The organism is Hymenobacter cyanobacteriorum (genome assembly GCF_022631375.1).
Taxonomy (GTDB): domain Bacteria; phylum Bacteroidota; class Bacteroidia; order Cytophagales; family Hymenobacteraceae; genus Hymenobacter; species Hymenobacter cyanobacteriorum.
Genome location: NZ_JALBGC010000002.1, coordinates 379,919 through 402,666 on the forward strand (window position 1 = coordinate 379,919; position 22,748 = coordinate 402,666).

Here is a 22,748-nt window from a genome sequence, read left to right on the forward strand (position 1 = left end):
GGCTAGCGGGCTAATTCCTGAAAATAGCGCCGCGCCAGGCGGTCGGCGGCGGGCGGGGCGGCGGGGGTGGGGGCCGGGGTGGCCAGCAGCTCGGTGAGGGCGCGGGCGGCTGGCGCGCGGCTGGCGGCGCGGGTGGGGCGGCCGGCGCGCACGGCCTGGCTCATTTCACGCAGCGCACGCAGGGCCGGCAGGAAGAAGCCCGGCCGGGTGAGGGTCGCTCCGGCCAGCACTGCGCCGGCCTGGTCGAGCACCACGGCATCGGCGGGGCGGGTGGGCTGGCCCTGCTCGGCGGAAGCCAGCCAGCGCAGCGCGGCCCGAATGGCGGGCTGCGGGTTGGGCGCGGGCAGCATCTGCTGGCGCTGGGGCGCAGCGGCTCCGGCCAGCTCGCCCGTCAGGCGCAGGGTGGCCTCGGGCATGGGCGGCGGGGTGAAACCGGCTTTCTTGACGAAGACGCGGGTTTGCTGCTGCACTTCCTTCAGCAGGCGCAGGGCGCGGTACTCGTAGGGGCGGGCTGCGGCGAGCTGGCCGGTACGCAGGCGCAGCTCGGCGGCCCACATCTGGTCGAGCACGGCGTGGAGCTTGGTTTTTACGGCGGGCTCCAGAAAATCAGCAGTTTCCGAATCGTCGTGCTTGTGAATGTAAGGCTCCATCAGGGCATCGGTTTCGGCCGTAGGCGAGGTTTTGGATGGTGAAACGGGCGGGGCCGCGTGGTCGTGGTCGTCGTGCTCGGGCGCTTCGGCTGTGGTGGTGGCGGGCGCGTCCTCGTCTTCGGCAATGGGCGAGTGCGGCGCGGGTGCCCCGATGCCGGCCTCTGATTCCTCACCCAGAAATTTGCCGTAGCGCAGGCGCAGGCTCTGCTGGTCGAAGCCCAGGGCGTTGGCCCGGGCGGCGAAGGTGGCGGCATCAAGCCGGGGCTTTTCGGCCAGCAGCTTGTCGGTATCAATGATAATCTGGCGCTGGCTGCGGAAGTAGGCGGGGGCCACCTTCACGCCCATGCCTAGGTCGGGGGCGCTGTCGGCCACGGCGGTGTCCTGCCACTGCACGAGGTAAGAATCGGTGCGGGCCGTGTGGCCGTTGTTGTCGCGGGCCAGGAGGTAGAAGTACAGCTCGTCGCCGTAAGTCAGCCCCAGCTTGGGCAGGTTCAGCAGGCTGTTCAGGTTGGCCTGCGCCCCGCTCAGGCCCGCGCTCAAATCGCGCCGCAGCTCGTGGAATTTCACGGCCTCGCCCTGGCCCTGGGCCACGGTGATGACCAGCTCGGCGCGGCTCAGGCCATAATCGTCGCGCACCGTGGCCCGGATGGAGACCTCCGGCCGCTGGCCCAGCGCTGCCACCAGCGTGTAAGGCTTCGGCGTGGTGATGCGCAGCACCGGCGCCAGGTCGGGCCGCACGTCGATGGCGTAATCGTCGGACACCGTGCCTGCGTAGCGTAGCCGGTAGAGCGTGGAAGCATTCAGAATCTGCTCGGTGAAATAGGTGCCCGCCTGCCCGGCTACCGGTCGCAGCTCCAGCCGCCGCGGGCCCAGCTCCAGTACCGGGGCCGCTTGGCCCGCGCCATTGCGCACGCGCACCTGCCAGCGCACCCGTGCCCCCTGCGGGCACTGGAACGAAGCCTGCACGGGTGCAAATGCGGCCAAACGGGTGTAGGCCGGCGGCGTCACCCGTAGTGCGGTTTCGCTGATTCGTGGCGGCGTTTGGCCGGGTTTGCTGGGCCTGGCTGGTTCAGAAAAATGCACGGCCACACGGGTTGGCTTTGCCTGATGGGGTATTCCGGCGGGCCACCACCATAGCCCTGCCGCCAGCAGCAGCAAACCACCCGTGAGCCAGCCAGCGGGTCGGAAATCAACGGGCAGCACAAGTGAATCGGTGGCGCGCAGTGCTGCCAGCTGCCGGGCTACGCGCTGCTGCTGCAGGCTTTCCAACAGGTTCAACCCGGTAGCATCGCGCAGCAGCAGGCCGGTGCTGTCCTCCAATTCCGGAAACTGCCGGTCGAGCCGGGGCGCGGTGGTAGTGGGCGATACCTGCCGCAACGGCCACAGCCGCCAGCCTGCCAGCAGCACACCCAGGCCGCCTAACACTGCCAGCACGGGCGCGCCGGCCGGCCAGTGGCGGGCTCCGGCTACGAGCACAACGGCGGCTGCCAGCGCCGGCAGCAACACCGCTACGCCCCGGCGTAGCACAAAGCGCCGTCCCACCGCCCGCAGCTGCTCCCGGGCACCGGCCACCTCGACACTAGTCACTAAATCAGTCGGCTGTCTCATAAATTGACTGATTGGGCCAGGGTTTCCCGACGACGGGCCAGCAGCCGTTCAAGCAAGAGCAGCAGGCCTACCAGCAGCACCAGCCACGGCCGCAAATCGGTTTGGCGGAAAGTTGCTGGCCGGGCTAGAGTGGAAGCTGGCACGGCAGGGGTTGCCGATACGGCAGGAAGCTGGGCCGGAGCCAGCGCCCGGCGGTCGTGCGCGGCTTCTACTTCCGCCAGCCGGGTCTGCTGGCTGCCGAAGTTGTCGGTCGGCTCGGGTTGCAGCAGCTCCAGCAGGCGGGCGGGCAGCTGCGGGTCGTCGGCCAGCGTGCTCCAGGCGGGGTGCAGCCGGGTGTGCAATTGGTACACGTTGCCCCGGCCCAGCGTCTGGCGTGCGAGAATGGCGCGGCCCTGGCCATCGGCCCACACCGTTTCGCCACCCTGGAAGGCCGCATGGCCGCCTCGGCGAAACACGGCGACGGCCGCCGCGCCCGGCTCGTTGGTGGCCAGATGCGCCGTATCGGCCCTGCCCGGCGCGGCGGCTTCTACCCAAATGCGGTGCTTGCTGCTGGCCATATCCTCGCGCCAGCCCGGCGGCAGGGGCTCATCCGACAGCCAGAATACCCAATCGGCATGCAGGCCATCCGGTCGCGTTTTCACCTGGCGCAGCTGCGGCACAATCGGAAGTGCGCCGCCCGCCGCCCGCAGGCCCGCTTGCAGGTAGCGGGCATCAGCGGCATATTCCGGGGAGGCGTAAATCTCGATGACCTTCGGCACAACATCGACCCCGATTTGGTCAATGGGCTTTGCGGTTCTGTCGGCCGGCACGATTACCAGATATTCGCCGCCTTTGCCATCTGGCTGAAAGCGCACCGTGGCCAGCCCGGGCACCCGGAACGGTTGGCCGTTGTGCGCCTCCGGTACCTTTTTTCGTTGATAAGTCGTCCGGGTTTCGCTGCTGTGGCCCACCAGCAGCTGCAGGCTGTCGCCCACCAATTCGGCCGCACCCACCCACGAGGTGGTCGTGGTATCGGGCAGCGCCTGCCAGGTCACGGCCGCCGGCAGCAGTGCGTGACTACCGCCGAAGTTGCGCAGCGCCGCACTCGTGACCACGTAAAGCGGCTGGCCCGGGAAAACGGCGGTAGCCTGCTGCACCCGCGCCCAGGCAAAAGCCTGGCCCGCAGCCAACGCAGCAATAGAATCGGTGGTTGCGCCAGCTTCACCAGCTTTCAGCTGTTGCCACGCCTTGCCCGGCACCCGGGGGAAATCGGGGGCCAGCCAGTGCAGCGCGTAGCCCCGGCGGCGCAGCGAGTCGATGGTAGGTTTCAACCCCGCCAACGCGGGCAGGCTGGCCGCTTCGGGACTCAGCAGCACCACGCCCCGGCTGCTGGACTGCGCCGTGCGCCACACCGGGCCGGCCACCGCCACCGCCAGCACCGCCAGCAGCGCGGCGCGCAGCAGCAGCAGCCACAACTGCTCCGGCTTCAGGTTGCGCAGGCGGCGGTTGGCGCCCGCGGCCAGCCAGCGCAGGCTGCCCACGGCCACCTCGCGGCCGGGCCGGCGGTTCCAGAGATGAATGGCTACCGGCACCAGCAAGCCCGCAAGGGCCAGCAGCGCGGCAGGGTTAAGCAGAGCGAGCAAAGGGAGTTAAAAGTTAAGAGTTAGGAGTTAAGAGTTGCGTTTCGAGGTGGAGCTTGAAGCTTGGGAGGTTTTAACTTTTAACTTCTAACTCTTAACTGAGTCTGCGCCGCCGCAGAAATTCCCGCATCGCCGCATCCAACGGCTGCGCGGTATCCAGCAAATGGTAGTCGAACCCCTGGCGGCGGGCCTGCTGGGCGGTGATGCGCAGCCACTCCTGCAACTGCTGCTGGTAGGCGGCGCGCTGCGGGCCGGCATCGATTTGCAAAGTCTGCCCGGTTTCCAAATCCCGAAACGTGACCGCGCCCTGGTAGCTGAAGGCCAACTCATTGTGCGCCATTAGGTGCAGCAGCAGCACATCGCCGCTGGTGGCGCGCAGGCGCGTGAGCAGGCTGTTGATTTCAGTGCCTTCCTCGTACAAGTCGCTCACGCACACGGTAAGGGCGCGCTGTCGGCGGGCCGTGAGCGGGGCCAGCGTTTCGGGCGCGGGAAAGTGGCCGGTGGCCTCGGCCGTTTCCAGCGCGTGGTAGATGCGGGGCAGCTGGCGGGCATCAGCCCGGGGCGCGAGGTGGCGCAGGCCGCCGGGGCTGAGAATGCTCAGGCCCACGGCATCGCCCTGCTGCGTGGCCAGGTAGGCCAGGGCCCCGAGCAGCAGCCGGGCGTAATCGAGCTTGGTGAGGCCGTTGTCGTCGCGGTGGTTCATGCTGGCGCTGGCATCCAGCAGCAGGTGCACCGTCAGGCTGGTATCAATTTCCGACTCGCGCAAATAATACCGGTCCGAGCGGGCGGCCAGGCGCCAGTCGAGGCGGCGCAGGTCGTCGCCGGGCTGGTAGGGGCGGTATTGGCTGAACTCCATGCCCGCGCCGTGCCGCCGGCTGGCGTGCGCGCCGTTGAGGAAGCCCTCGGCCGCTTGCCGGGCGGCGAGAGAAAGGTTGCGCAGGTGGTGCAGATGTTCAGGTGTCAGCAACGGCATTTCACGCAGTGTCTCGCAGTGTTAAAATCGCAGTGTTCCGCAGTGTCGTTCAACGGCCCACCGCGAAGCACTGCGGTCAACACGGCGAAACACGGCGTGAAAATTAAACAGGTACCGCTTTGAGCAGTTCCGCCACCGCATTATCAGGCGTCAGGTTTTCCGCTTCGGCGTTGAAATTCAACAGTACCCGGTGGCGCAGCACCGGCGGGGCCAGCGTCCGGATATCCTCCAGCGTAGCGGCGAAGCGGCCGTGCAGCAGCGCCCGCGCCTTGGCGCACAGGATGAGCGCCTGCCCGGCGCGCGGCCCCGCGCCCCAGCGCCCGTAGTCCTTAATAAACTTCACCTCCGACGTGGCCGGTCGGGTGGCGCGCACCAAGCGGTTCACAAAGTCCATCAGCTCGGGGCTGAGACTCACCTGCCGCACCAGCGTCTGTAGTGCCCGGATATCGGCCCCGCCCAACACCGGCTGCACCGTTTGGCCGGCCGCGCCAGTGGTGCCGCGTAGCACCGCCAGCTCCTCCTCGGCCGTGGGGTAGCCGATGCGCACGTACAGCAGGAACCGGTCGAGCTGGGCCTCGGGCAGCGGGTAGGTGCCAGACTGTTCGATGGGGTTTTGGGTGGCCAGCAGGAAAAACGGCTTGGGCAGCGCGTGCTCTTGCCCGGCGTAGGTGACGTGGCCTTCCTGCATGGCTTCCAGCAGGGCGGCCTGGGTTTTGGGCGGCGTCCGGTTGATTTCGTCGGCCAGCACCAGGCTGGCGAAGATGGGGCCGGGGTTGAACTTGAACGAGCGCCGGCCGGTGCCGTGGTCCTCTTCCAGCACTTCGGTACCGAGAATGTCCGTCGGCATCAAATCGGGCGTGAACTGGATGCGGCGAAAGGGCAAATCGGTAGCGGCGGCCAGCGTGCGCACCAGCAAGGTTTTGGCTAGGCCGGGCACGCCTTCGAGTAGGGCGTGGCCGCCGGCCAGCAGGGCTACTAGCACTTCATCAAGCACAGTTTCCTGGCCCACGATGACCTTGGCGATTTCAGCCTTCAGCACCGGCAGCTTGGCGAGGAGCGTGTTTACTTCTTGTTCGGTCATTGGTTAGTTGTCAGTTGCTCGTTGTCAGTTGTCAGGTCGTTCAATTTTAGTCGGGACTAATAACTGACAACGAGCAACTGACAACTACATCACGTCAAAGCGTACAGCAAAATATTCACCCCAAACTTGGTGTTATCCTCCGCCAGAAAGCGCTTGTTGCGGAAGTCGTAGTCCCACTCGCAGCCGTAGTCTTTATTGGAGTACAGTACCCCGATGCGGCCCTTGATTTCCACGGCTTTTAGGTAGTCGTGCACGAGGTCGTCGCCCCAGCCGTTCAACTCAAATCCGGTGTTGGGCGGACCGTCTTTGAAGGTGAAAAACTGGGAGTAGATGGGGTGGGTTTTGGGGATTTTCTTCAGGGCATTGGCGCCGAAACACTGGCGCATCTGCTCCTCGAAGGAGCGGGCGAAAAGCCCATCGATGTCGTGGTTGCAGTCGTCGACGAACACGAAGCCGCCGTTGCGCACGTACTGGATAAAATTCTGTTTTTCAGCGCCCGAGAACTGCACCAGCCGGTGCCCGCTCAAATAGCAGAACGGGTAGTTGAACAGTTCGGGGCTGTCCAGGGCCACCACTTTTTCCTTGGGGTCGACGGGCACTTTGGTGTATTGCACCAGCGAGTGCAGCAGGTTGGCGGGCATGCGCTCGTCCACCGCGTCCCAGTCGCCGGAGTGGTATTTCAGGCGCACAAAAGTGAACGGGGCAGCGGGCATTAAGCAAAAATAGCAGTGGCAGATGAAGCGGCTGCGCAGTTATAGTCGCAGAAAGCGGCCGGAAAGTTGCGTCGCCCGGCTGTCATCCTGAGCGTAGCGAAGGACCTTCTCACGTGTGAACGCGTTGTTCTGACGTGAGAAGGTCCTTCGCTGCGCTCAGGATGACAAACGAGCTTCCCTATATCGCGTCCGACAGGCTCGTGAACGTGAAGTCCCGGATTTTCAGCGGTGGAACCAGGCAGCCGGCCAGGCGCTGGGGCCGGCCAATGGCTTCGATGTTGTTGAGCATGATAATCGGGCTTTCGTTGAAGCGCAGGTTCTTGATGGGGAATTTGATGGCCCCGTTTTCGATGTAAAACGTCCCGTCACGCGTGAGGCCGGTGTAGAGCAGCGTCTGCGGGTCGACTTCGCGGATGTACCACAAGCGCGTGACCAAGATGCCTTTGGCGGTGCCCTTGATGAGCTCGGCGGTGCTTTGGGTGCCGCCCGTCATGATGAAGCCGCTGGGGAAGGCCGTAGCGGCCACCTTGTTTTTCTCGGCCCAGAAGCGCGAGTAGTACAGCTGCTTCACCACGCCTTTTTCAATCCAGCTCAGGCGCTTCGTGGGCAAGCCGTCGCCGTCGAAGGCGCTGCCGGGCACCTCGGCGTTCATCGGGTCGGAGTAGATGTTCACCCGCTCATCGAACAGCTTTTCGCCCTTGCGGTTGCCGCCGCCTTTCTTGGTCATGAAGCTACGCCCCTCGTCGGCCGAGCGGGCGTCGAGCCCATACATCAGCCCGCCGAGCAGCGAAAGGTCGCCGCCGTCCATCAGCGCGGCCGGCTCCAGAATCACGGTGTACTTGCCCGGCTCGATGGCCTTGGCGTTCACCGAGCCCAGGGCTTTGTCGGCGGCGCGCTGGGTCAGGGCTTTGGCATTGAGCTTGGCGGGGTCCGTCACGTCGGCAATGGCGTAGCCCGAGCCGCGCCCGTCGGCGGTGCGCACCGTCACCGAAAAGTCGGTGTTGGTGCTCTGCTGATAGGCTTCAAGCCCCTTGGAGTTGCGCAGGGCCTGGAAGCGGGTGCCGCCGTCGAGGAAGCCGGCGGCGGTGAGGTTCTTGGCGGCGCACAGGGCCATGCTGTCGGCGGCGGCCTGGGCGCGGGTGGCAGCCGTGAGCAGGGTGGTGGCGGCCGAGGGCGGGCTCACATAGGTTTGCGGGCCGAGCAGGGGCACGTATTCGGGGCTTTCGGGAGCGAGCTTCGCAATTTCCTCGGCGCGCTGCACGCAGCGTTTCAGGGTAGCATCGTCGAACTCGTTGCAGGTGGCTACGCCGCTGCGCTTGCCAAACCGGCTTTCAACGGCCAGCGACACGGAGTTTTGCGAGCCGGCCGTGCTCACGCTGTTGCGGGCGTAGCGGATGTTGCCGGTGGTGCGCCCGTTCAGCGACACCGCGCACTCATCGGCTGTGCTGTAGCTGAGGACCTTTTTCAGTAAAGCCTGGGCTTCGTCTTTGGAGAGAATAGCCATAATGATTTGCAGAAATGTGGGGAAAGGGAAGGCTAAACTTTGCGGGCCGTATTGATGACGTTCACGCCGTTGAAGCGCGTGGTGGCCGAACCGTGGCTCACCGACGACACCTGCGAGGGCTGGCCCTTGCCGTCGAAGAAGGTGCCGAACAGGCGGTAGTCCGACTGGTCGCACGAGCCCTGGCAGGCGCCCCAGAATTCCTGGGTGTTCGACTGATACGCCACGTCTTCCAGCGGCTCGGTGATTTTGCCTTTCTCAATCGCGAAGAACAGCTGCCCGCCAAACTGGAAGTTGAAGCGCTGTTGGTCGATGCTGAACGAGCCGGCGCCGGCGATGTAAATGCCTTTGTCCACGCCCTTCACCATTTCGTCGGGGCTCATTTTGGCGGTGCCGGGGCGCAGGCTCACGTTGGGCATGCGCTGGAACTGCACGTCTTCCCAACTCTGGGCATAGGCGCAGCCGTCCGACTCCTTCTGGCCCACAATGTGCGCTTGGTCCCTGATTTTCTGGTAGTTCACCAGCTTGCCTTCCTTGATGAGGTCCCACTCGCGGGTTTTCACGCCCTCGTCGTCGTAGCCCACGTTGCCCACCGAGCCGGGCTGCAGCTTGTCGGCCACGATGTTCACGGCTTTGGAACCGTAGGGCAGGTTTTTGGCCTTCCACTCCAGCGTGGCGAAGCTGGTGCCCGCGAAGTTGGCCTCGTAGCCCAGCACGCGGTCCAGTTCCGTGGGGTGGCCCACCGATTCGTGAATCGTGAGGCCCAGATGGCCGGGGTCGAGCACCAAATCGTACTTGCCGGGCGTCACCGATTTCATCGTCAGCTTGGCTTTCGCCTGCTTGCCGGCCAGCGCCGCGTCGGCCAGCATGTCGTAGCGCAGCTTGTAGCCGATGGTATCGGTGCCCTGCGGCCCGCGCACCTGCTCGGCCGCGCTGGGCGTGAGGTACTCAAAGCCCAGCCCCACCGGCGCGCTCAGCGACTCGCGCGAGCGGAATTTGCCCGACTTCGTATCCACGGCCGTGGCCGAAAACGTGGGCCAGAGCCGGTGAATGTCCTGGTCGATGTAGGAGCCGTCGGTGCTGGCGAAATATTTCTGCTCGTTTACCTGAAACAGGGCCGAGTTGATGTAGTTGGCGCCCGCATCGAGCGCGGCGGCGTTGGCGGTCAGCAGCAAATCCACTTTCTGCTTGATGGGTACCTCGAAGGCGCTTTGCTGGATGGGCGTTTTCCAGCTAACCTCTCCGTAGCCGGTTTGGGGCGCCAGCTGCACGGGCTCCTTCATCACCAGGCGGTTGGCTTTGGCGATGCTCACGGCCTCGCGGGCGGTGGCGGCCAGGTTGGCCTCCGTCACCACGCTCGTGGAGGCGAAGCCCCAGCAGCCCGCTACCAGCACCCGAATGCCTACGCCGTAGCTCTCGGTGCTTACGATGTTCTGCACCTGCTTCTCACGGGTGAACACGTACTGGTTCAGCGAGCGGCCGATGCGGACGTCGGCGTAGTCGGCCCCGGCGGCTTTGGCGGCGTTCAGGGCCGCGTCGGCCAGGCGTTTTTTCACGATGACATCGGCGCCCGGCTCCAGCAGGCGGGCGGGGTCGACGGGCGTGTGGCCGAAGCCCGGCAGGCTCGGCAGAAACAGGGCACCGGCGGCGAGGCCGGTGAGGCCCACAAAATCGCGTCTTTTCATAGATTGCAGAGAAAAAAGTGTAGCGTGGACTCTGCGAGTCCGCGCAGGGTTTGAAAGTTGAGTAAGCCTTTCGCCAACGCGCGGACTAAAAGTCCACGCTACAGCTACGGCGTGAGCATGGTGCCGAAAGCGCCCTTCTGCTCGAAGGATTTCATCACCTGCTCTTCGAGCGGGGTGCGTTTCACCACCGCGTTGTTTTGCCAGAAAGCGGGGTCGTAGGTGGTTTTTTTGATGGTTGCCAGGTCCACTTCGCCGCCTTTGGCGGGGGCGTAGGTGATGTCCGCCTTTGGGGTGGGCCGGCCGTTATAAAAATAAGCAAACGAGGCCACGTGAATCGGTAGGTCGGGCTTCATTACGCGGCCCAGATTAGTGGTGTAATCCACTTTCAGGTGGTCAAGGGTGGCCGCGCCGCCCGGCTGGGGCTGAAATACCCATTCCAACTGCACCACTTCGTCCTTGAATTTGAACATGGGGTTGTTCGACTTGGTTTTCAGCCCTGTCGTTTCCAGTCGCAGGCGCAGCAGTTGGTGCGTGGCTTGGTCGATAACCATGCTGCCGCGGGCGCGTCGGGTGGTGCTTTCGGCCTTGCTCTCGAACCCAATTTCGACCAGCTCCTGCGGGCCGCTTTGCGTCACGCCCAGTAACTTCAAACGCAGGTATTGGTCGCTGTGTAAGCCAATAAGGCTTTTTTGAGTGCTGTCATCGGCGGGGTTGTACACAACGTATTGCTTGGTGTACACCGAAAAATTGTTGAAGCTCAGCAGCGCCTTTTTTTTGGCGAAGCGGGCCTGGGCCAGGGCCGTGCCCTCGACGCCTGCGCAGCTGCTGGCCGCGTCCCACACCATTTCCTGCACTTCGGTGGCATCTCCTTCGAGCCGCGTTACCTGGCGGTAGAATGCCTGGCCGTACTGCTTTTGGGGGTAGGTTTTGCGCAGTTGGCGGTAGGCCTGCGCAATGAGCTCGTTGAGGTAGCTGCCCGTCGTCACCTCCGGCAGCGCCACGGCCGCCGGCTGCAGCCGCACCAGCAGGGGCGTCGCGGTAGCCGCCGCCACGGCCACGGTGTCGCGCCGGTGGCCCAGCTCCGAAATTACCAGCCGGCCCGGCAGCGACGCTTTCAGTTCAAATTCGCCCTCGGCGTTGCTGGTGGTGCCGGCCGTGGTATTCAGCACCGCAACGCTGGCGTAGGGCACCGGCTGGCCGGTGGCAGCATCCAGAATTTTGCCGTTGAGGCGCTGTTGTGCGGCTACGGGCCGGATGGAAACGGCTAGTAGCAGGCCGGCAAATACAAGAAGTTTCATAGCAGAAAAGAGGAGACCGCAAGATAAGGGCGTGCAGCGCGTGCGCAAGCCGGCAGATGCGGCAGATGAACCGGTCGTTGCCTGGCAAAGCGCGGTGGCGCTAAAAGCATCAGGCCTCCTTAAAACAGAACGTCATGCTGAGCGCAGCCGAAGCATCTCTACCGCGCAATGCAATCCAATCAAAAGGATTACTGCGGCGGTAGAGATGCTTCGGCTGCGCTCAGCATGACGTTCCTTGGCAAGACCGTTCAGTTTACACCGCGTCCGACAGGCTCGTGAACGTGAAGTCCCGAATCTTCAGCGGCGGCACCAGGTTGCCATTCAGGCGCACCGGCTTGCCGATGGCTTCGAGGTTGTTGAGCATAATCACCGGGCTTTCGTTGAAGCGGAAGTTCTTCACCGGAAACTTGATTTGGCCGTTTTCGATGTAGAACGTGCCGTCGCGGGTGAGGCCGGTGAAGAGCAGCGTCTGCGGGTCGACGGGGCGGATGTACCACAGGCGCGTGACGAGAATGCCTTTGGCCGTGCCCTTGATGAGGTCGGCCGTGCTTTGCGTGCCGCCTTCCATAATCCAGCCGTTGGGCCGGGGCAGGTCGGGGATGCCGGCCTTCTGGGCCCAGAAACGGCTGGAGTAGAGGTTCTTCACCACGCCCTTCTCAATCCAGGTGGTGCGCTGCTGCGGCCGGCCGTCGCCGCTGAAGGTGAGGTCGCTGATATCCGGGTTCAGCGGGTCGGAGTAAATCGTTACCCGCTCATCGAACAGCTTCTCGCCCTTGCGGTTGCCGCCGCCCTTCTTGCTGAGGAAGCTACGGCCCTCGTCGGCGTTGCGCGCGTCGAGTGAACCCATGAGTGCGCCGAGCAGCGAAGTATCCACGTTCGAGAGCAGCGCGTTTGGCTCCAGAATCACGGTGTACTTTCCGGGCTCAATGGCCCGCGCCTTCACTGAGGAAGATGCTTTGTCGGCGGCCACTTTAGTAAAGCGGGCAGCGTCCATCTTGGCTGCATCCACGTAGTCGCCCGAGGCGTAGCCCGAGCCGGTGCCATCGGGGGTGCGCACCGTCACCGAAAAGGTCACGTTGCTGGTCTGCTGGTAGGCCTCGAGCCCCTTCGAGTTGCGCTTGGCCACGAAGCCGTGCGAATCGTCCAGAAAAGCCGCCGAGCTGAGCTTGCGCTGGTCGCAGAGCGCCATGCTGGCTCCGATTTGGTTGGCGCGGTAATCGGGCGTGATGCCGGCCGTGGCAGCGGAGTAAGAGCGGCTGCCATCGAGGTACTGCTGCGGCCCCAGCAGCGGCATGTATTCGGGGCTTTCGGGGGCGAGGCGGGCAATTTCTTCGGCGCGCTGCACGCAGCGGCGCAGGGTGGCGTCGTCGAACTCGTTGCACGTCGCCACGCCGGCGCGGCGGCCGAAGCGGCTTTCCACCGCCAGCGAAACATTGTCGCTGGCGCCAGCCGTGCTGATGGAGTTGCGGGCCGAGCGCACGTTGCCGCCAATATTGCCGCTCAGCGTCGCGTCGCACTCATCGGCAGTGCTGAAGCTGAGGACTTTCTTAAGTATCGTTTGGGCTTCGTCTTTGGAGAGAATGGCCATGTTATTAGAGCTGTTAGCTTGTAGCTGTTGGCTGTTAGCTTTTCGTAGTGACTGGGCTTCTGAAACGAAGCTAACAGCCAACAGCTACAAGCTAACAGCTTAATGATTTACCCGATTTTCCGCGCCGTATTTATCACGTTCACGCCGTTAAAGCGCGTGGTGGCCGAGCCGTGGCTCACGGCCGAACTCTGGCTGGGCTGGCCCTTGCCGTCGTTGAAGGCGCCGAAGAAGCGGAAGTCGCGCTCGTCGCAGGTGGCGGCGCACGAGTTCCAGAATTCCTGGGTGTTGGCCTGGTAGGCCACGTCTTCCAGCATTTCGGTGATTTTGCCTTTTTCGATGGCGTAGAACACCTGGCCCCCAAACTGGAAGTTATAGCGCTGCTGGTCGATGGAGAACGAGCCGTTGCCGGCGATGTAAATGCCCTTATCCACCTTGCTCACCAACTCGTCCACGCTCAGCCGGTCTTTGCCGGGCTGCAGGCTCACGTTGGGCATGCGCTGGAACTGCACGTCCTGCCAGCTCTGCGAGTAGCAGCAGCCGTCCGATTCCTTCTGGCCCACCATGTGCGCCTGGTCGCGGATTTTCTCATAGTCCACCAGCCGGCCTTCCTTGATGAGGTCCCAGCGCTTGGTTTTCACGCCTTCGTCGTCGTAGCCTACCGCGCCCAGCGTGCCGGGCGTCACCTTGTCGGCCACAATGTTCACCTGTTTCGAGCCGTAGGGGATGCCCTTGGCCTTCCATTCCAGCGTGGCAAACGAAGTGCCCGCATAGTTGGCTTCGTAGCCCAGCACGCGGTCGAGTTCCAGCGGGTGGCCCACCGATTCGTGAATGGTCAGGCCCAGGTGGTGCGGGTCGAGCACGAGGTCGTACTTGCCGGGCACTACCGACTTAGCGGTCAGCTTCTGCTTCACCTGCTTGGCGGCGGCGGCCACGTCCTCCAGCATGTCGTAGCTGTTTTTGTAGCCGATGATGTCGGAGCCGGCGGGGCCGGCCACCTTGTCGGCGGCTTTGGGCGTGAGGTACTCGTAGCCCATGCCCACGGGCGAACTCAGCGCCTGCCGCGAGCGGAACTTGCCGCTGGCCCGGTCGATGGCCGTAACGCCGAACGAGGGGTAAATCCGGTGAATGTCCTGGTCGATGTAGGAGCCATCGGTGCTGGCAAAGTACTTCTGCTCATTCACCTGCGACAAAATCGAATTCACAAACGACACGCCCAAATCCAGGGCCTTGGCGTTCACGCCCAGCAGCAAGTCCACCTTGTCTTTGATGGGCACCTCAAAGGCATTGGTCTGAATCGGGGCCTTCCAGCTCACTTCGCCGTAGCCGCGTTGCGGAGCCAGCTGCACCTTTTCCTTCTGCACTTTCGAGTTGGCCTTGGCAATCTGCACGGCCAGCTGCGCGGCTTTGGCGATGCCCGCGTCGGTCACGTTGTTGGTGCTGGCGAAGCCCCAGGTGCCGTTGGCAATTACCCGAATGCCGCAGCCGAAGCTTTCGGTGCTGGCGATGCCCTGCACCTGCTTCTCGCGGGTGAAGATGCTCTGGTTGAGGTAGCGGCCGATGCGCACGTCGGCGTAGCTCGCGCCAGCCGATTTTGCGGCGTTCAGGCCCACATCGGCCAGGCGTTTTTTCTGGGCCACGTCGAGGCCGGGTTCCAACAGGCGGGCGGGGTCGACGAGGATGCCGCCCACGCTGGGGAAGCTGGGCAGGAACAGGGCCCCGGTAGCCAGGCCGGTGAGGCCCACAAAGTCGCGTCTTTTCATAAGGTCGAGAAGATTTTTAGAACGTCATGCAGAGCGCAGCGAAGCATCTCGCGTGCAAGAGTAATTCAATCGTTGCAGACCAATAAGTAGTGGTGGCACGCGAGATGCTTCGCTGCACTCTGCATGACGTTCTGCTACACCGCGTCCGAAAGGCTGGTGAAGGTGAAATCCCGGATTTTAAGCGGCGGCACGAGGCTGCCGTTCAGGCGCACCGGCTTCCCCAGCGCCTCTAGGTTATTCAGCATAATCACGGGACTTTCGTTGAAGCGGAAGTTTTTCACCGGGAATTTGATGACGCCGTTTTCAATGTAGAACGTCCCGTCGCGCGTCAGGCCGGTGTAGAGCAGCGTTTGCGGGTCGACGGCCCGAATGTAGTAGAGGCGCGTGACCAAAATGCCCTTGGCCGTGCCCTTGATGAGTTCGGCCGTGCTTTGGGTGCCGCCTTGCATAATCCAGCCGCCGGGGGGCGGGATGTCGGGCACGCCCGATTTCTGCGCCCAGAAGCGGGAAGTGTAAAGGTTTTTCACGATGCCCTTTTCCACCCACGTCACTTTCTGCTGCGGCCGGCCGTCGTTGGCAAACGTCAGGTCGGGCACGTCGGGGTTGGTGGGGTCGGAATAGATGGTCACCCGCTCGTCGAATACCTTTTCGCCCTTCTTGTTGCCGCCGCCCTTCTTGCTCAGGAAACTGCGGCCTTCGTCAGCATTGCGGGCATCCATTGCGCCCATCATGTTGTTGAGCAAATCAATGGCCGCGGCCGGCTCCAGAATCACGGTGTACTTGCCCGGCTCAATGGCCTTGGCGCCCACCGACGAAGCCGCCTTATCGGCCGCCACGCGTGTCAGGCGCGCCGCGTCGAACTTGGCCAAATCGGTGTAGTTGGCAATGGCGTAGCCCGAGCCGGTGCCATCGGCCGTGCGCACCGTGATGGAGAAATCAACGCTGCTCACCTGCTGGTAAGCTTCCAGCCCCTTGGAGTTGCGCTTGGCCACAAAGCCCGCCGAATCATTAAAGAAACCCGCGGAACTCAGCTTCTTTTGCTCGCACAGCGCCATGCTGGCCCCAATCTGCTCGGCCCGATAATCGGGCGTAATAGCCGCCGTGCGCTGGGCAAACGAGCCCGGCGAGGCCAGGTAGGTCTGCGGCCCCAGCAGCGGCACGTATTCCGGCGACTCCGGTGCGAGGCGCGCAATTTCCTCGGCCCGCTGCACGCAGCGGCGCAGCGAGGCCTCGTCAAATTCGTTGCAAGTCGCGGTGCCGCTGCGCTTGCCGAAGCGCGCCTGCACCGCCAGCGCCACGTTCTCGCTCGCGCCCGCCGTGCTGATGGTGTTGCGGGCCGAGCGCACGTTGCCGCCGGTGTTGCCGTTCAGCGTGGCCTCGCACTCGTCGGCAGTGCTGAAGCTGAGGACTTTCTTAAGTATGGTCTGGGCTTCGTCTTTGGAGAGAATGGCCATGAGTTTCTTGTATAGAAATGCTGGATGATTTCAGAACGTCATGCTGAGCTTGTCGAAGCATCTCTACCGCTTCGTTGCAATAGCCTTGATTTACTTGCGCAGTAGAGATGCTTCGACTGCGCTCAGCATGACGTTCTATTACCCGATTTTTCGGGCCGTATTTATCACGTTCACGCCGTTGAAGCGCGTCGTGCTGCTGCCGTGGCTCACGGCCGAAACCTGGCTGGGCTGGCCCTTGCCATCGAAGAAAGAACCGAACAGGCGGTAGTCCGATTCGTCGCAAATCGCGGCGCAGGAGTTCCAGAATTCCTGGGTGTTGGCCTGGTAGGCCACGTCCTCAATCATGCCCGCAATCTGGCCTTTTTCGATGGCGTAGAATACCTGCCCGCCGAACTGGAAGTTGTAGCGCTGCTGGTCGATGGAGTAGGAGCCGCGCCCGGCGATGTAGATGCCCTTGTCGACGTTCTTAATCATGTCGTCGACGCTCATCTTGGCTTTGCCGGGCTGCAGGCTCACGTTGGGCATGCGCTGGAACTGCACCGAATCCCAGGAATCGGCGTAGCAGCAGCCGTCCGATTCCGTCTGGCCGACGATGTGGGCCTGGTCGCGGATTTTCTCATAATTGACCAAAACGCCGTCCTTGATGAGGTCCCAGCGCTTGGTTCTCACGCCCTCGTCGTCGTAGCCCACTGCGCCCAGCGAGCCCGGTTGCAGTTTGTCGGCCACGATGTTCACCAGCTTCGAGCCGTAGGGAATCTGCTTGGCTTTCCACTCCAGCGTGGCGAAGCTAGTGCCCGCGTAGTTGGCCTCGTAGCCCAGCACGCGGTCGAGCTCCAGCGGATGGCCGATGCTTTCGTGGATGGTGAGACCCAGGTGGTTGGGGTCGAGCACGAGGTCGTACTTACCGGCGGTTACGGATTTCACGGTCAGCTTTTCCTTTACTTGCTTGGCGGCCAGGGCAGCATCTTCCAGCATGTCGTAGGAGTTGCGGTAGCCGATGAGGCCGGTGCCGCTGGCCCCCGGAATTTTGTCGGCCGCCTGGGGCGTGAGGTACTCGTAGCCCAGGCCCATCGGGGCACTTAGCGCGTCGCGCGAGCGGAATTTGCCGCTGCTGCGGTCGATGCCCGTGACCGAAAACGTGGGCCAGATTCGGTGCACGTCCTGGTCGATGTAGGAGCCGTCGGTGCTGGCAAAATACTTCTGCTCGTTAATCTGAAACAGCGAGGAATTCACGAAGCTGGCGCCGTTGTCGGTGGCTTTGGCATTGGCCGCCAGCAGCAATTCCACCTTCTGCGCCACCGGCACCTCGAAGGCGTTTTGCTTGATGGGCGTGCGCCAGGTGACCTCGCCGTAGCCTTTTTGCGGGGCCAACTGCACCTTCTCCTTCTGCACTTTCGAGTTGGCTTTGGCGATGGCCACGGCCAACTGGGCAGCTTTGGCGAGGCCGGCTTCGGTTACGCTGTTGGTGGCGGCGAAGCCCCAGGTGCCGTTGGCCAGCACCCGCACGCCGCAGCCGAAGCTCTCGCCGCTGGCGATGTTCTGCACCTGCTTTTCGCGGGTGAAGATGCTTTGGTTGAGGTAGCGGCCGATGCGCACGTCGGCGTAGCTGGCGCCGGCAGCTTTGGCGGCGTTCAGGGCCGCGTCGGCCAGGCGTTTTTTCTGGGCGGGGTCGAGGCCGGGCTCCAGCAGGCGGGCGGCATCGACGGGCGTGCCGCCCAGGCTGGGAAAGTTGGGCAGGAACAGGGCCCCGGCGGCCAGGCCGGATAGTCCCACAAAGTCACGTCGTTTCAAAAGAGCGTAGGGATTCGGGTGATAGGGAAAGCAGATTCGTAAAGATGGGACGGAATCTTAATCAAAAAGACAGATGCGTAGGTGTAACGTTGCGTTTGTCGCCTGAAAGAATTTTGAACGTCATGCAGCGCGCAGCGAAGCATCTTGCCCGCCACCAGTAATCATTTACTATTGCGGTAAAGATGCTTCGCTGCGCTCTGCATGACGTTCTTTTTTCGCTCTTTCCTTTTCCCACCCGCCATGCCTGTCGAAACCCACTACCGCGCCTGCAACCTCTGCGAAGCCATCTGCGGCCTCCAAATCAAACACGAAAACGGCCAGGTCCTCAGCATTATCGGCGATGCGCAGGACCCGTTCAGTCGGGGCCACATCTGCCCCAAGGCGGTGGGTTTGAAGGATATTTACGAAGACCCCGACCGCCTGCGCCGCCCCCTGAAGCGCACCGCCGCCGGCTGGCAGGAAATTGACTGGGAAACCGCCCTCGATGAGGTGGCGGCCGGCCTGCGCCGCCAGCGCGATGCCTACGGGCCGCACGCCACCGCCTGGTACGCCGGCAACCCCAGCGTGCACAACTCCGGCACGCAGCTGGCCGCGCCGGGCTTCCTGCGGGCGCTGGGCTCGCGCAGCTTGTTTTCTGCCTCGTCGGTCGACCAGCTGCCGCACCATTTCGCGGCCTGGCAGCTCTACGGCCACCCGCTGCTACTGCCCGTGCCCGATTTGGACCGCACCGACCACTGGCTCATTCTCGGCGGCAACCCCTTGGTGAGCAATGGTAGCCTGATGACCGCGCCCGATGTGGCCAAGCGCCTACAGGCCATCCAGGCCCGCGGCGGTAAGGTGGTAGTCGTGGACCCGCGCCGCTCCGAAACCGCGGCCAAAGCCGATGCCCACCACTTCATCCGGCCCGGCACCGACGTATTTCTGCTGCTGGCGATGACGCAGGTGCTCTTCGCCGAGCAACTGGTGAACCCCGGCCGTTTGGCGGAATTCACCGATGGCATTGTGGAGCTGGAAGCGGCGGTGGCCGAATTCACGCCCGAGCACGTCAGCCCCATCACGGGCATTGCGCCGGATGAAATCCGCACGCTGGCGCGGGAGCTGGCGGCGGCCGGGCGGGGCGTGATTTACGGGCGGGTCGGGGTGTCGGTGCAGGAGTTTGGCGGGCTGTGCCTGTGGCTGATAAATGCGCTGAACCTGCTCACGGGCCACCTCGATGAGCCGGGCGGCTACATGTTTGCCACGCCCGCGCTGGATATTCTGGGCAAGCCGGGCATCTATACCAAGTACGACCGGTATCGCAGCCGCGTGCGGCAAGCGCCCGAGTTCATGGGCGAGCTGCCGGTGGCCTGTCTGGCCGAGGAAATCCTCACGCCCGGCGCGGGCCAGCTGCGGGCGCTGGTGACGAGTTGCGGCAACCCGGTGCTGAGCACGCCCAACGGCGCGCAGCTCGATGCCGCCTTGGCGGAGCTCGATTTTATGGTTTCAATTGACATCTACCTCAACGAAACCACGCGCCACGCCCACTACATCCTGCCGCCCGCCACCGGCCTCGAAACCGCGCATTACGACGTGAGCTTCCACGCCCTGGCCATCCGCAACACCAGCCGCTACTCCGAGCCGCTGTTTGACAAAGGCCCTGAGGCGCGCTACGATTGGGAGATATTCGAAGGCCTGCGCCAGCGCCTCGAAGCCGGCGAATCTTTTGATGCAGCCACCGCGCCCGCCCCCGAAAACCCCGAAACCAAGCTCGACCTCGGCCTGCGCTACGGCGCTTACGGCCGCACCGGCCTCTCGCTGGAACAGCTGCGCGAAAACCCGCACGGCCTTGATTTTGGTGCCTTACAGCCGCGCCTGCCCGCCGCCCTGCGTACCGAAAACCAACGCATCAACCTGGCTGCCCCGCTCTTTCTGGAAGACCTGCAGCGCGCCCGCCACACGCTGGCCGCCGCCCCCGTCGCGGCCGAGAGTCAGCTGCTACTCATCAGCCGGCGCGAGCTGCGCTCCAACAATTCCTGGATGCACAACCTGCCGCGCCTCATCAAGGGCCGCAACCGCTGCACCCTGCAAATGAACCCGGCCGACGCGGCCGCCCGCAGCCTCACCGATGGCCAGCCGGTGCGCGTGCGCTCCCGCGTGGGCGTGGTGGAACTGCCCGTCGAAATCACGCCCATCCTCATGCCGGGTGTGGCCAGCATGCCCCACGGCTACGGCCACGCCCGCTCCGGCACGCAACTGGCCGTGGCGCAATTCCACGCCGGGGTCAGTATCAACGATTTGACGGACGACGCCCGGCTCGATGAGCTGACAGGCAATGCCGCGCTGTCGGCCGTGCCGGTGTGGGTGGAGGCAGCAGGGTAGGAGCGGGCATCTGTTATTGCGAGCGGGACGAAGTGGAGCGCGGCAATCTTTCCTCTCAACGCAACCAGCCAAGCAACATGACAAGTCCTTTTTTTGAAAATAAAAAGGCCCCGACACTGCAGAGTGCCGGGGCCTTTTCACATCTTTTAAGTTCGTCGCATCGAGAGGAAAGATTGCTGCATTCCGCTGCGCTCCACTCGCAATGACAGACGCTACTTTTTCGGCTGCCAGGTCACCGTCATGCCCGTGGCGCCGCTGCCGAAATAGGCGGGCGACATGCCAATGTCACGCCCGATGCTTTTGCGGCCCCAGCGGTTGCGGTGGCTCAGGTAGGCCAGGTGGGCGGAGAGGATGCCGAAGCCCGCGCCGGCCACCACGTCGCTCTGCCAGTGCTTGTCATTTATCATGCGCAGGGCGGCCACGCTGGTGGCAATGGTGTAAGCCCCCACGCCATACCACTGGCTTTTGTCGCGAAACTCGGTGTGCACGATGCTGGCCGCCAGAAACGCCTGCGCCGTGTGGCCCGACGGAAACGACAGGTTATCAGCGCCGTTGGGGCGGGTTTCGTTGGCCAGATATTTTACCGCAAACGTGCTGGCCAGCATAATGGCTTCGCCCTTGGCAATGATGAGCAGGGTGTTGATGCGGTCGTTACGCGACTCGACGCCAGCCAGCGCCACGGCCGCCAGCTCAAAGTAAGGCGCGATAATCAGCGTGTTATCGAACCCCGTGCTCACCGGCCGGAACTGTTTCTGGGTGAAATCCCGGGCGCTGCGGTTGATGCCCGAATTGCCCGTCGCCGTGATGGCCCCGTAGGTTATCATCACCGCCGGAATGGCTACGGCCTTGAAGAGCTTGCTCTTGAAAAAAGGCTTGCTGCCAGGCGTAGAAACGCCGCCGGGATTCGCGTATTTTTTGGTGGTGTCGGTCGGCGTCGGATTAACTTGGGCCTGCACCGGATGGATGGCCCCGAACAGCAGCATAGCGGCAGCGAAACGGGTAACTAGAAATGAGCGCATGAAATAAAAATGTGGGGTAAATGACTTGCGAACTCAGTACTACGGGGCTGATAACATAAACGTAATAGTTGATTCGGAGAGAAATTTTAACTGATTGATTGAGCGCGGCTTGCTGCAATAAAAAAGTCCCCGCTGAGCTGGCGGGGACTTTGAATTCTGTGCGAAATCTGTTGATTATGTGGCTATTCCCAGCCGCCGCCCAGCGCCCGCACCAAGGCTACGCTGGCCCCCAGCAAATTGCTCTGCGCCTGCGTGAGCAGCGTGGCCGCATCCAGGGTCTGGCGGTCGGCATCCACCACTTCGAAGTAGGTGGTGAGGCCGGCGCGGTACCGCTCCTTGGTGAGGGCACTGGCCAGGCGCGCGGCGCGGTAGGCGCGCTGGCGGGCCGCCACTTGGGCCTGGTACTGGCGCACGTCGGCCTGGCTGGTTTCCGCCTCCTGAAACGCTACGAGGGCCGCCTGGCGGTAATCGGCCACCAGGGCGTCGGCTTCGGAGCGGGCCACCTGCTCGTTGGCGCGATTGCGCCCGCCATTGAAGACGGGAATGCTCACGCCGCCGCCCACGTAGTAGGTGTAGTTGTCGGCCACGCGCACGATGTCGCCCAGCTGGGCGCTTTGCGGGCCCAGGTAGCCGTTGAGGCGCACGGTGGGCAGGCGCGTAAGCTTGGCCACATCCACGCGGGCGCTGGCGGCGGCCAGCCGGCGCTCGGCCTGCTGCAAATCGGGCCGGCGGGCCAGCAGCGCGGCGGGCAGCGAAGCCGGCACCACCGGCGCGGCCAGCGGCCTGGGCTGCGGGGCCACTGCGAAGCCGCTGGCCGGCACGCCCAGCACCGTGGCCAGCGAGGCTTCGAGGCCGAGGCGCTGGCGGCGGGTTTCCACCACGCTGGCGTCCACGTTGGCCAGTTCGGTTTCGGCGCGGTGCACGGCAATTTCGTTGTCGACGCCGGCTTGGTAGCGGGCGCGGGTCAGCTCCAGGCTGCGCTGGCGGTCGAGGCGGGCGGTATCGAGCACCAGCAGCTGCGCATCGAGCCCGCGAATGTTGAAGTAGTAGGTCGCGGCATCGGCCGTGAGGGAAAGCAGCACGGTGCGGCGGTTGGCTTCCTGCACCTGCGCATCGGCCTCGGCGGCCCTAATGCTGCTGCGAATGCGGCCCCACACATCAAACTCGTAGCTGGCATTGATGGGAATGTAGTACTGCGACTGCACCACGCCCAGGTTGTTGGTGGCCACCGGAAACGGCAGCGGCCGCAGCCCCGACAGCCGCGAGCGGTACACCTGCGGGTCTACCGTCACGAGCGGCGAGCGGTAGGAACTGGCCACCCGCACGTTGGCGCGGGCGCTTTCTACGCGGGCCACGGCGGCTTGCAGACTGAAATTCTGAGCGGTGGCCTGCTGCTCCAGGGTGTTCAGGCCGGGGTCGTTGAAGAGCATCCACCAGTTGCCGGGCGCGGGCGGGTTATCGACGGTGGGCGGGGTGCTGCTGGCCACGGCGGCCGGCGGCGTGGCAGCGGTGAGGCTGTCCGCCGTGTTTTTCCAAGCGGCGGGGGTGGGCAGGCTGGGCGGTGCGTAGCTGGGCGGCCGCACGCAGCCGGCCAGCAGCGCAAGCAGGAGAAAAGGGGAGAGGCGGAGGGTCATTGCGGAGAAGCAAGGT

The 22,748-nt window shown here is 63.9% G+C and carries 15 protein-coding genes; 1 reads left to right on the forward strand and 14 read right to left on the reverse strand.

Annotated elements, in window-relative coordinates; genetic code table 11:
• Positions 1-2: 2 nt before the first annotated feature.
• The 12 genes from MON38_RS06840 to MON38_RS06895 form a co-directional block, all read right to left on the reverse strand.
• Entirely contained in the window at positions 3-2,258 is a 2,256-nt protein-coding gene (locus MON38_RS06840) for a DUF4175 domain-containing protein (RefSeq protein ID WP_241935412.1), read from the reverse strand.
• Positions 2,255-3,880 carry a BatA domain-containing protein gene (locus tag MON38_RS06845; RefSeq protein WP_241935413.1) on the reverse strand — a complete coding sequence of 542 codons (1,626 nt, stop codon included), beginning with the start codon at positions 3,878-3,880 and terminating at the stop codon, positions 2,255-2,257. The genes MON38_RS06840 and MON38_RS06845 overlap by 4 nt, the downstream gene beginning before the upstream one ends.
• 91 nt (positions 3,881-3,971) lie before the next feature.
• Entirely contained in the window at positions 3,972-4,850 is an 879-nt protein-coding gene (locus tag MON38_RS06850) for a DUF58 domain-containing protein (protein ID WP_422388674.1), read from the reverse strand.
• A gap of 103 nt (positions 4,851-4,953) precedes the next feature.
• Positions 4,954-5,931, reverse strand: a complete 978-nt coding sequence (locus MON38_RS06855; protein ID WP_241935415.1) for an AAA family ATPase — start codon at positions 5,929-5,931, stop codon at positions 4,954-4,956.
• Positions 5,932-6,020: 89 nt separating this feature from the next.
• A complete protein-coding gene (locus tag MON38_RS06860) occupies positions 6,021-6,644 on the reverse strand; it encodes a DUF4159 domain-containing protein (protein WP_241935416.1) in 624 nt (207 codons plus the stop codon).
• Positions 6,645-6,822: 178 nt separating this feature from the next.
• Positions 6,823-8,148: a TldD/PmbA family protein gene (locus tag MON38_RS06865; protein ID WP_241935417.1), complete on the reverse strand. Its 1,326-nt coding sequence runs from the start codon at positions 8,146-8,148 to the stop codon at positions 6,823-6,825.
• 32 nt (positions 8,149-8,180) lie between these two features.
• On the reverse strand, positions 8,181-9,830 hold the full coding sequence (locus MON38_RS06870) for a TldD/PmbA family protein (protein ID WP_241935418.1): 1,650 nt from the start codon (positions 9,828-9,830) through the stop codon (positions 8,181-8,183).
• A 104-nt stretch (positions 9,831-9,934) separates the two neighbouring features.
• A complete protein-coding gene (locus tag MON38_RS06875; RefSeq protein ID WP_241935419.1) occupies positions 9,935-11,128 on the reverse strand; it encodes a carboxypeptidase-like regulatory domain-containing protein in 1,194 nt (397 codons plus the stop codon).
• A gap of 253 nt (positions 11,129-11,381) precedes the next feature.
• Positions 11,382-12,716 carry a TldD/PmbA family protein gene (locus MON38_RS06880; RefSeq protein WP_241935420.1) on the reverse strand — a complete coding sequence of 445 codons (1,335 nt, stop codon included), beginning with the start codon at positions 12,714-12,716 and terminating at the stop codon, positions 11,382-11,384.
• 107 nt (positions 12,717-12,823) lie between these two features.
• The gene (locus MON38_RS06885) at positions 12,824-14,476 is read right to left on the reverse strand and encodes a TldD/PmbA family protein (RefSeq protein ID WP_241935421.1); all 1,653 of its coding nucleotides are present in this window, start codon (positions 14,474-14,476) and stop codon (positions 12,824-12,826) included.
• Between the two features lie 134 nt (positions 14,477-14,610).
• Positions 14,611-15,930, reverse strand: a complete 1,320-nt coding sequence (locus MON38_RS06890; RefSeq protein WP_241935422.1) for a TldD/PmbA family protein — start codon at positions 15,928-15,930, stop codon at positions 14,611-14,613.
• 138 nt (positions 15,931-16,068) lie between these two features.
• A complete protein-coding gene (locus tag MON38_RS06895) occupies positions 16,069-17,721 on the reverse strand; it encodes a TldD/PmbA family protein (RefSeq protein WP_241935423.1) in 1,653 nt (550 codons plus the stop codon).
• A 240-nt stretch (positions 17,722-17,961) separates the two neighbouring features.
• On the opposite strand from MON38_RS06895, the gene MON38_RS06900 reads away from it, so the two are divergent.
• Entirely contained in the window at positions 17,962-20,079 is a 2,118-nt protein-coding gene (locus tag MON38_RS06900) for a molybdopterin-dependent oxidoreductase (RefSeq protein ID WP_241935424.1), read from the forward strand.
• Between the two features lie 212 nt (positions 20,080-20,291).
• On the opposite strand, the gene MON38_RS06905 is transcribed toward MON38_RS06900, so the two are convergent.
• Together MON38_RS06905 and MON38_RS06910 are read right to left on the reverse strand one after the other, a co-directional pair.
• Positions 20,292-21,098, reverse strand: coding sequence for a phosphatase PAP2 family protein (locus MON38_RS06905; protein ID WP_241935425.1), 807 nt, complete (start codon positions 21,096-21,098; stop codon positions 20,292-20,294).
• Positions 21,099-21,280: 182 nt separating this feature from the next.
• On the reverse strand, positions 21,281-22,732 hold the full coding sequence (locus MON38_RS06910) for an efflux transporter outer membrane subunit (protein ID WP_241935426.1): 1,452 nt from the start codon (positions 22,730-22,732) through the stop codon (positions 21,281-21,283).
• Positions 22,733-22,748: the final 16 nt, after the last annotated feature.

Excerpts from the sequence above, each read along its gene's own strand:
- MON38_RS06840 (WP_241935412.1), bottom strand. The coding sequence starts at position 2,258 with ATGAGACAGCCGACTGATTTAGTGACTAGTGTCGAGGTGGCCGGTGCC.
- MON38_RS06850 (WP_422388674.1), bottom strand. The coding sequence starts at position 4,850 with ATGCCGTTGCTGACACCTGAACATCTGCACCACCTGCGCAACCTTTCT.
- MON38_RS06855 (WP_241935415.1), bottom strand. The coding sequence starts at position 5,931 with ATGACCGAACAAGAAGTAAACACGCTCCTCGCCAAGCTGCCGGTGCTG.
- MON38_RS06860 (WP_241935416.1), bottom strand. The coding sequence starts at position 6,644 with ATGCCCGCTGCCCCGTTCACTTTTGTGCGCCTGAAATACCACTCCGGC.
- MON38_RS06865 (WP_241935417.1), bottom strand. The coding sequence starts at position 8,148 with ATGGCTATTCTCTCCAAAGACGAAGCCCAGGCTTTACTGAAAAAGGTC.
- MON38_RS06870 (WP_241935418.1), bottom strand. The coding sequence starts at position 9,830 with ATGAAAAGACGCGATTTTGTGGGCCTCACCGGCCTCGCCGCCGGTGCC.
- MON38_RS06875 (WP_241935419.1), bottom strand. The coding sequence starts at position 11,128 with ATGAAACTTCTTGTATTTGCCGGCCTGCTACTAGCCGTTTCCATCCGG.
- MON38_RS06880 (WP_241935420.1), bottom strand. The coding sequence starts at position 12,716 with ATGGCCATTCTCTCCAAAGACGAAGCCCAAACGATACTTAAGAAAGTC.
- MON38_RS06885 (WP_241935421.1), bottom strand. The coding sequence starts at position 14,476 with ATGAAAAGACGCGACTTTGTGGGCCTCACCGGCCTGGCTACCGGGGCC.
- MON38_RS06890 (WP_241935422.1), bottom strand. The coding sequence starts at position 15,930 with ATGGCCATTCTCTCCAAAGACGAAGCCCAGACCATACTTAAGAAAGTC.
- MON38_RS06900 (WP_241935424.1), top strand. The coding sequence starts at position 17,962 with ATGCCTGTCGAAACCCACTACCGCGCCTGCAACCTCTGCGAAGCCATC.
- MON38_RS06905 (WP_241935425.1), bottom strand. The coding sequence starts at position 21,098 with ATGCGCTCATTTCTAGTTACCCGTTTCGCTGCCGCTATGCTGCTGTTC.
- MON38_RS06910 (WP_241935426.1), bottom strand. The coding sequence starts at position 22,732 with ATGACCCTCCGCCTCTCCCCTTTTCTCCTGCTTGCGCTGCTGGCCGGC.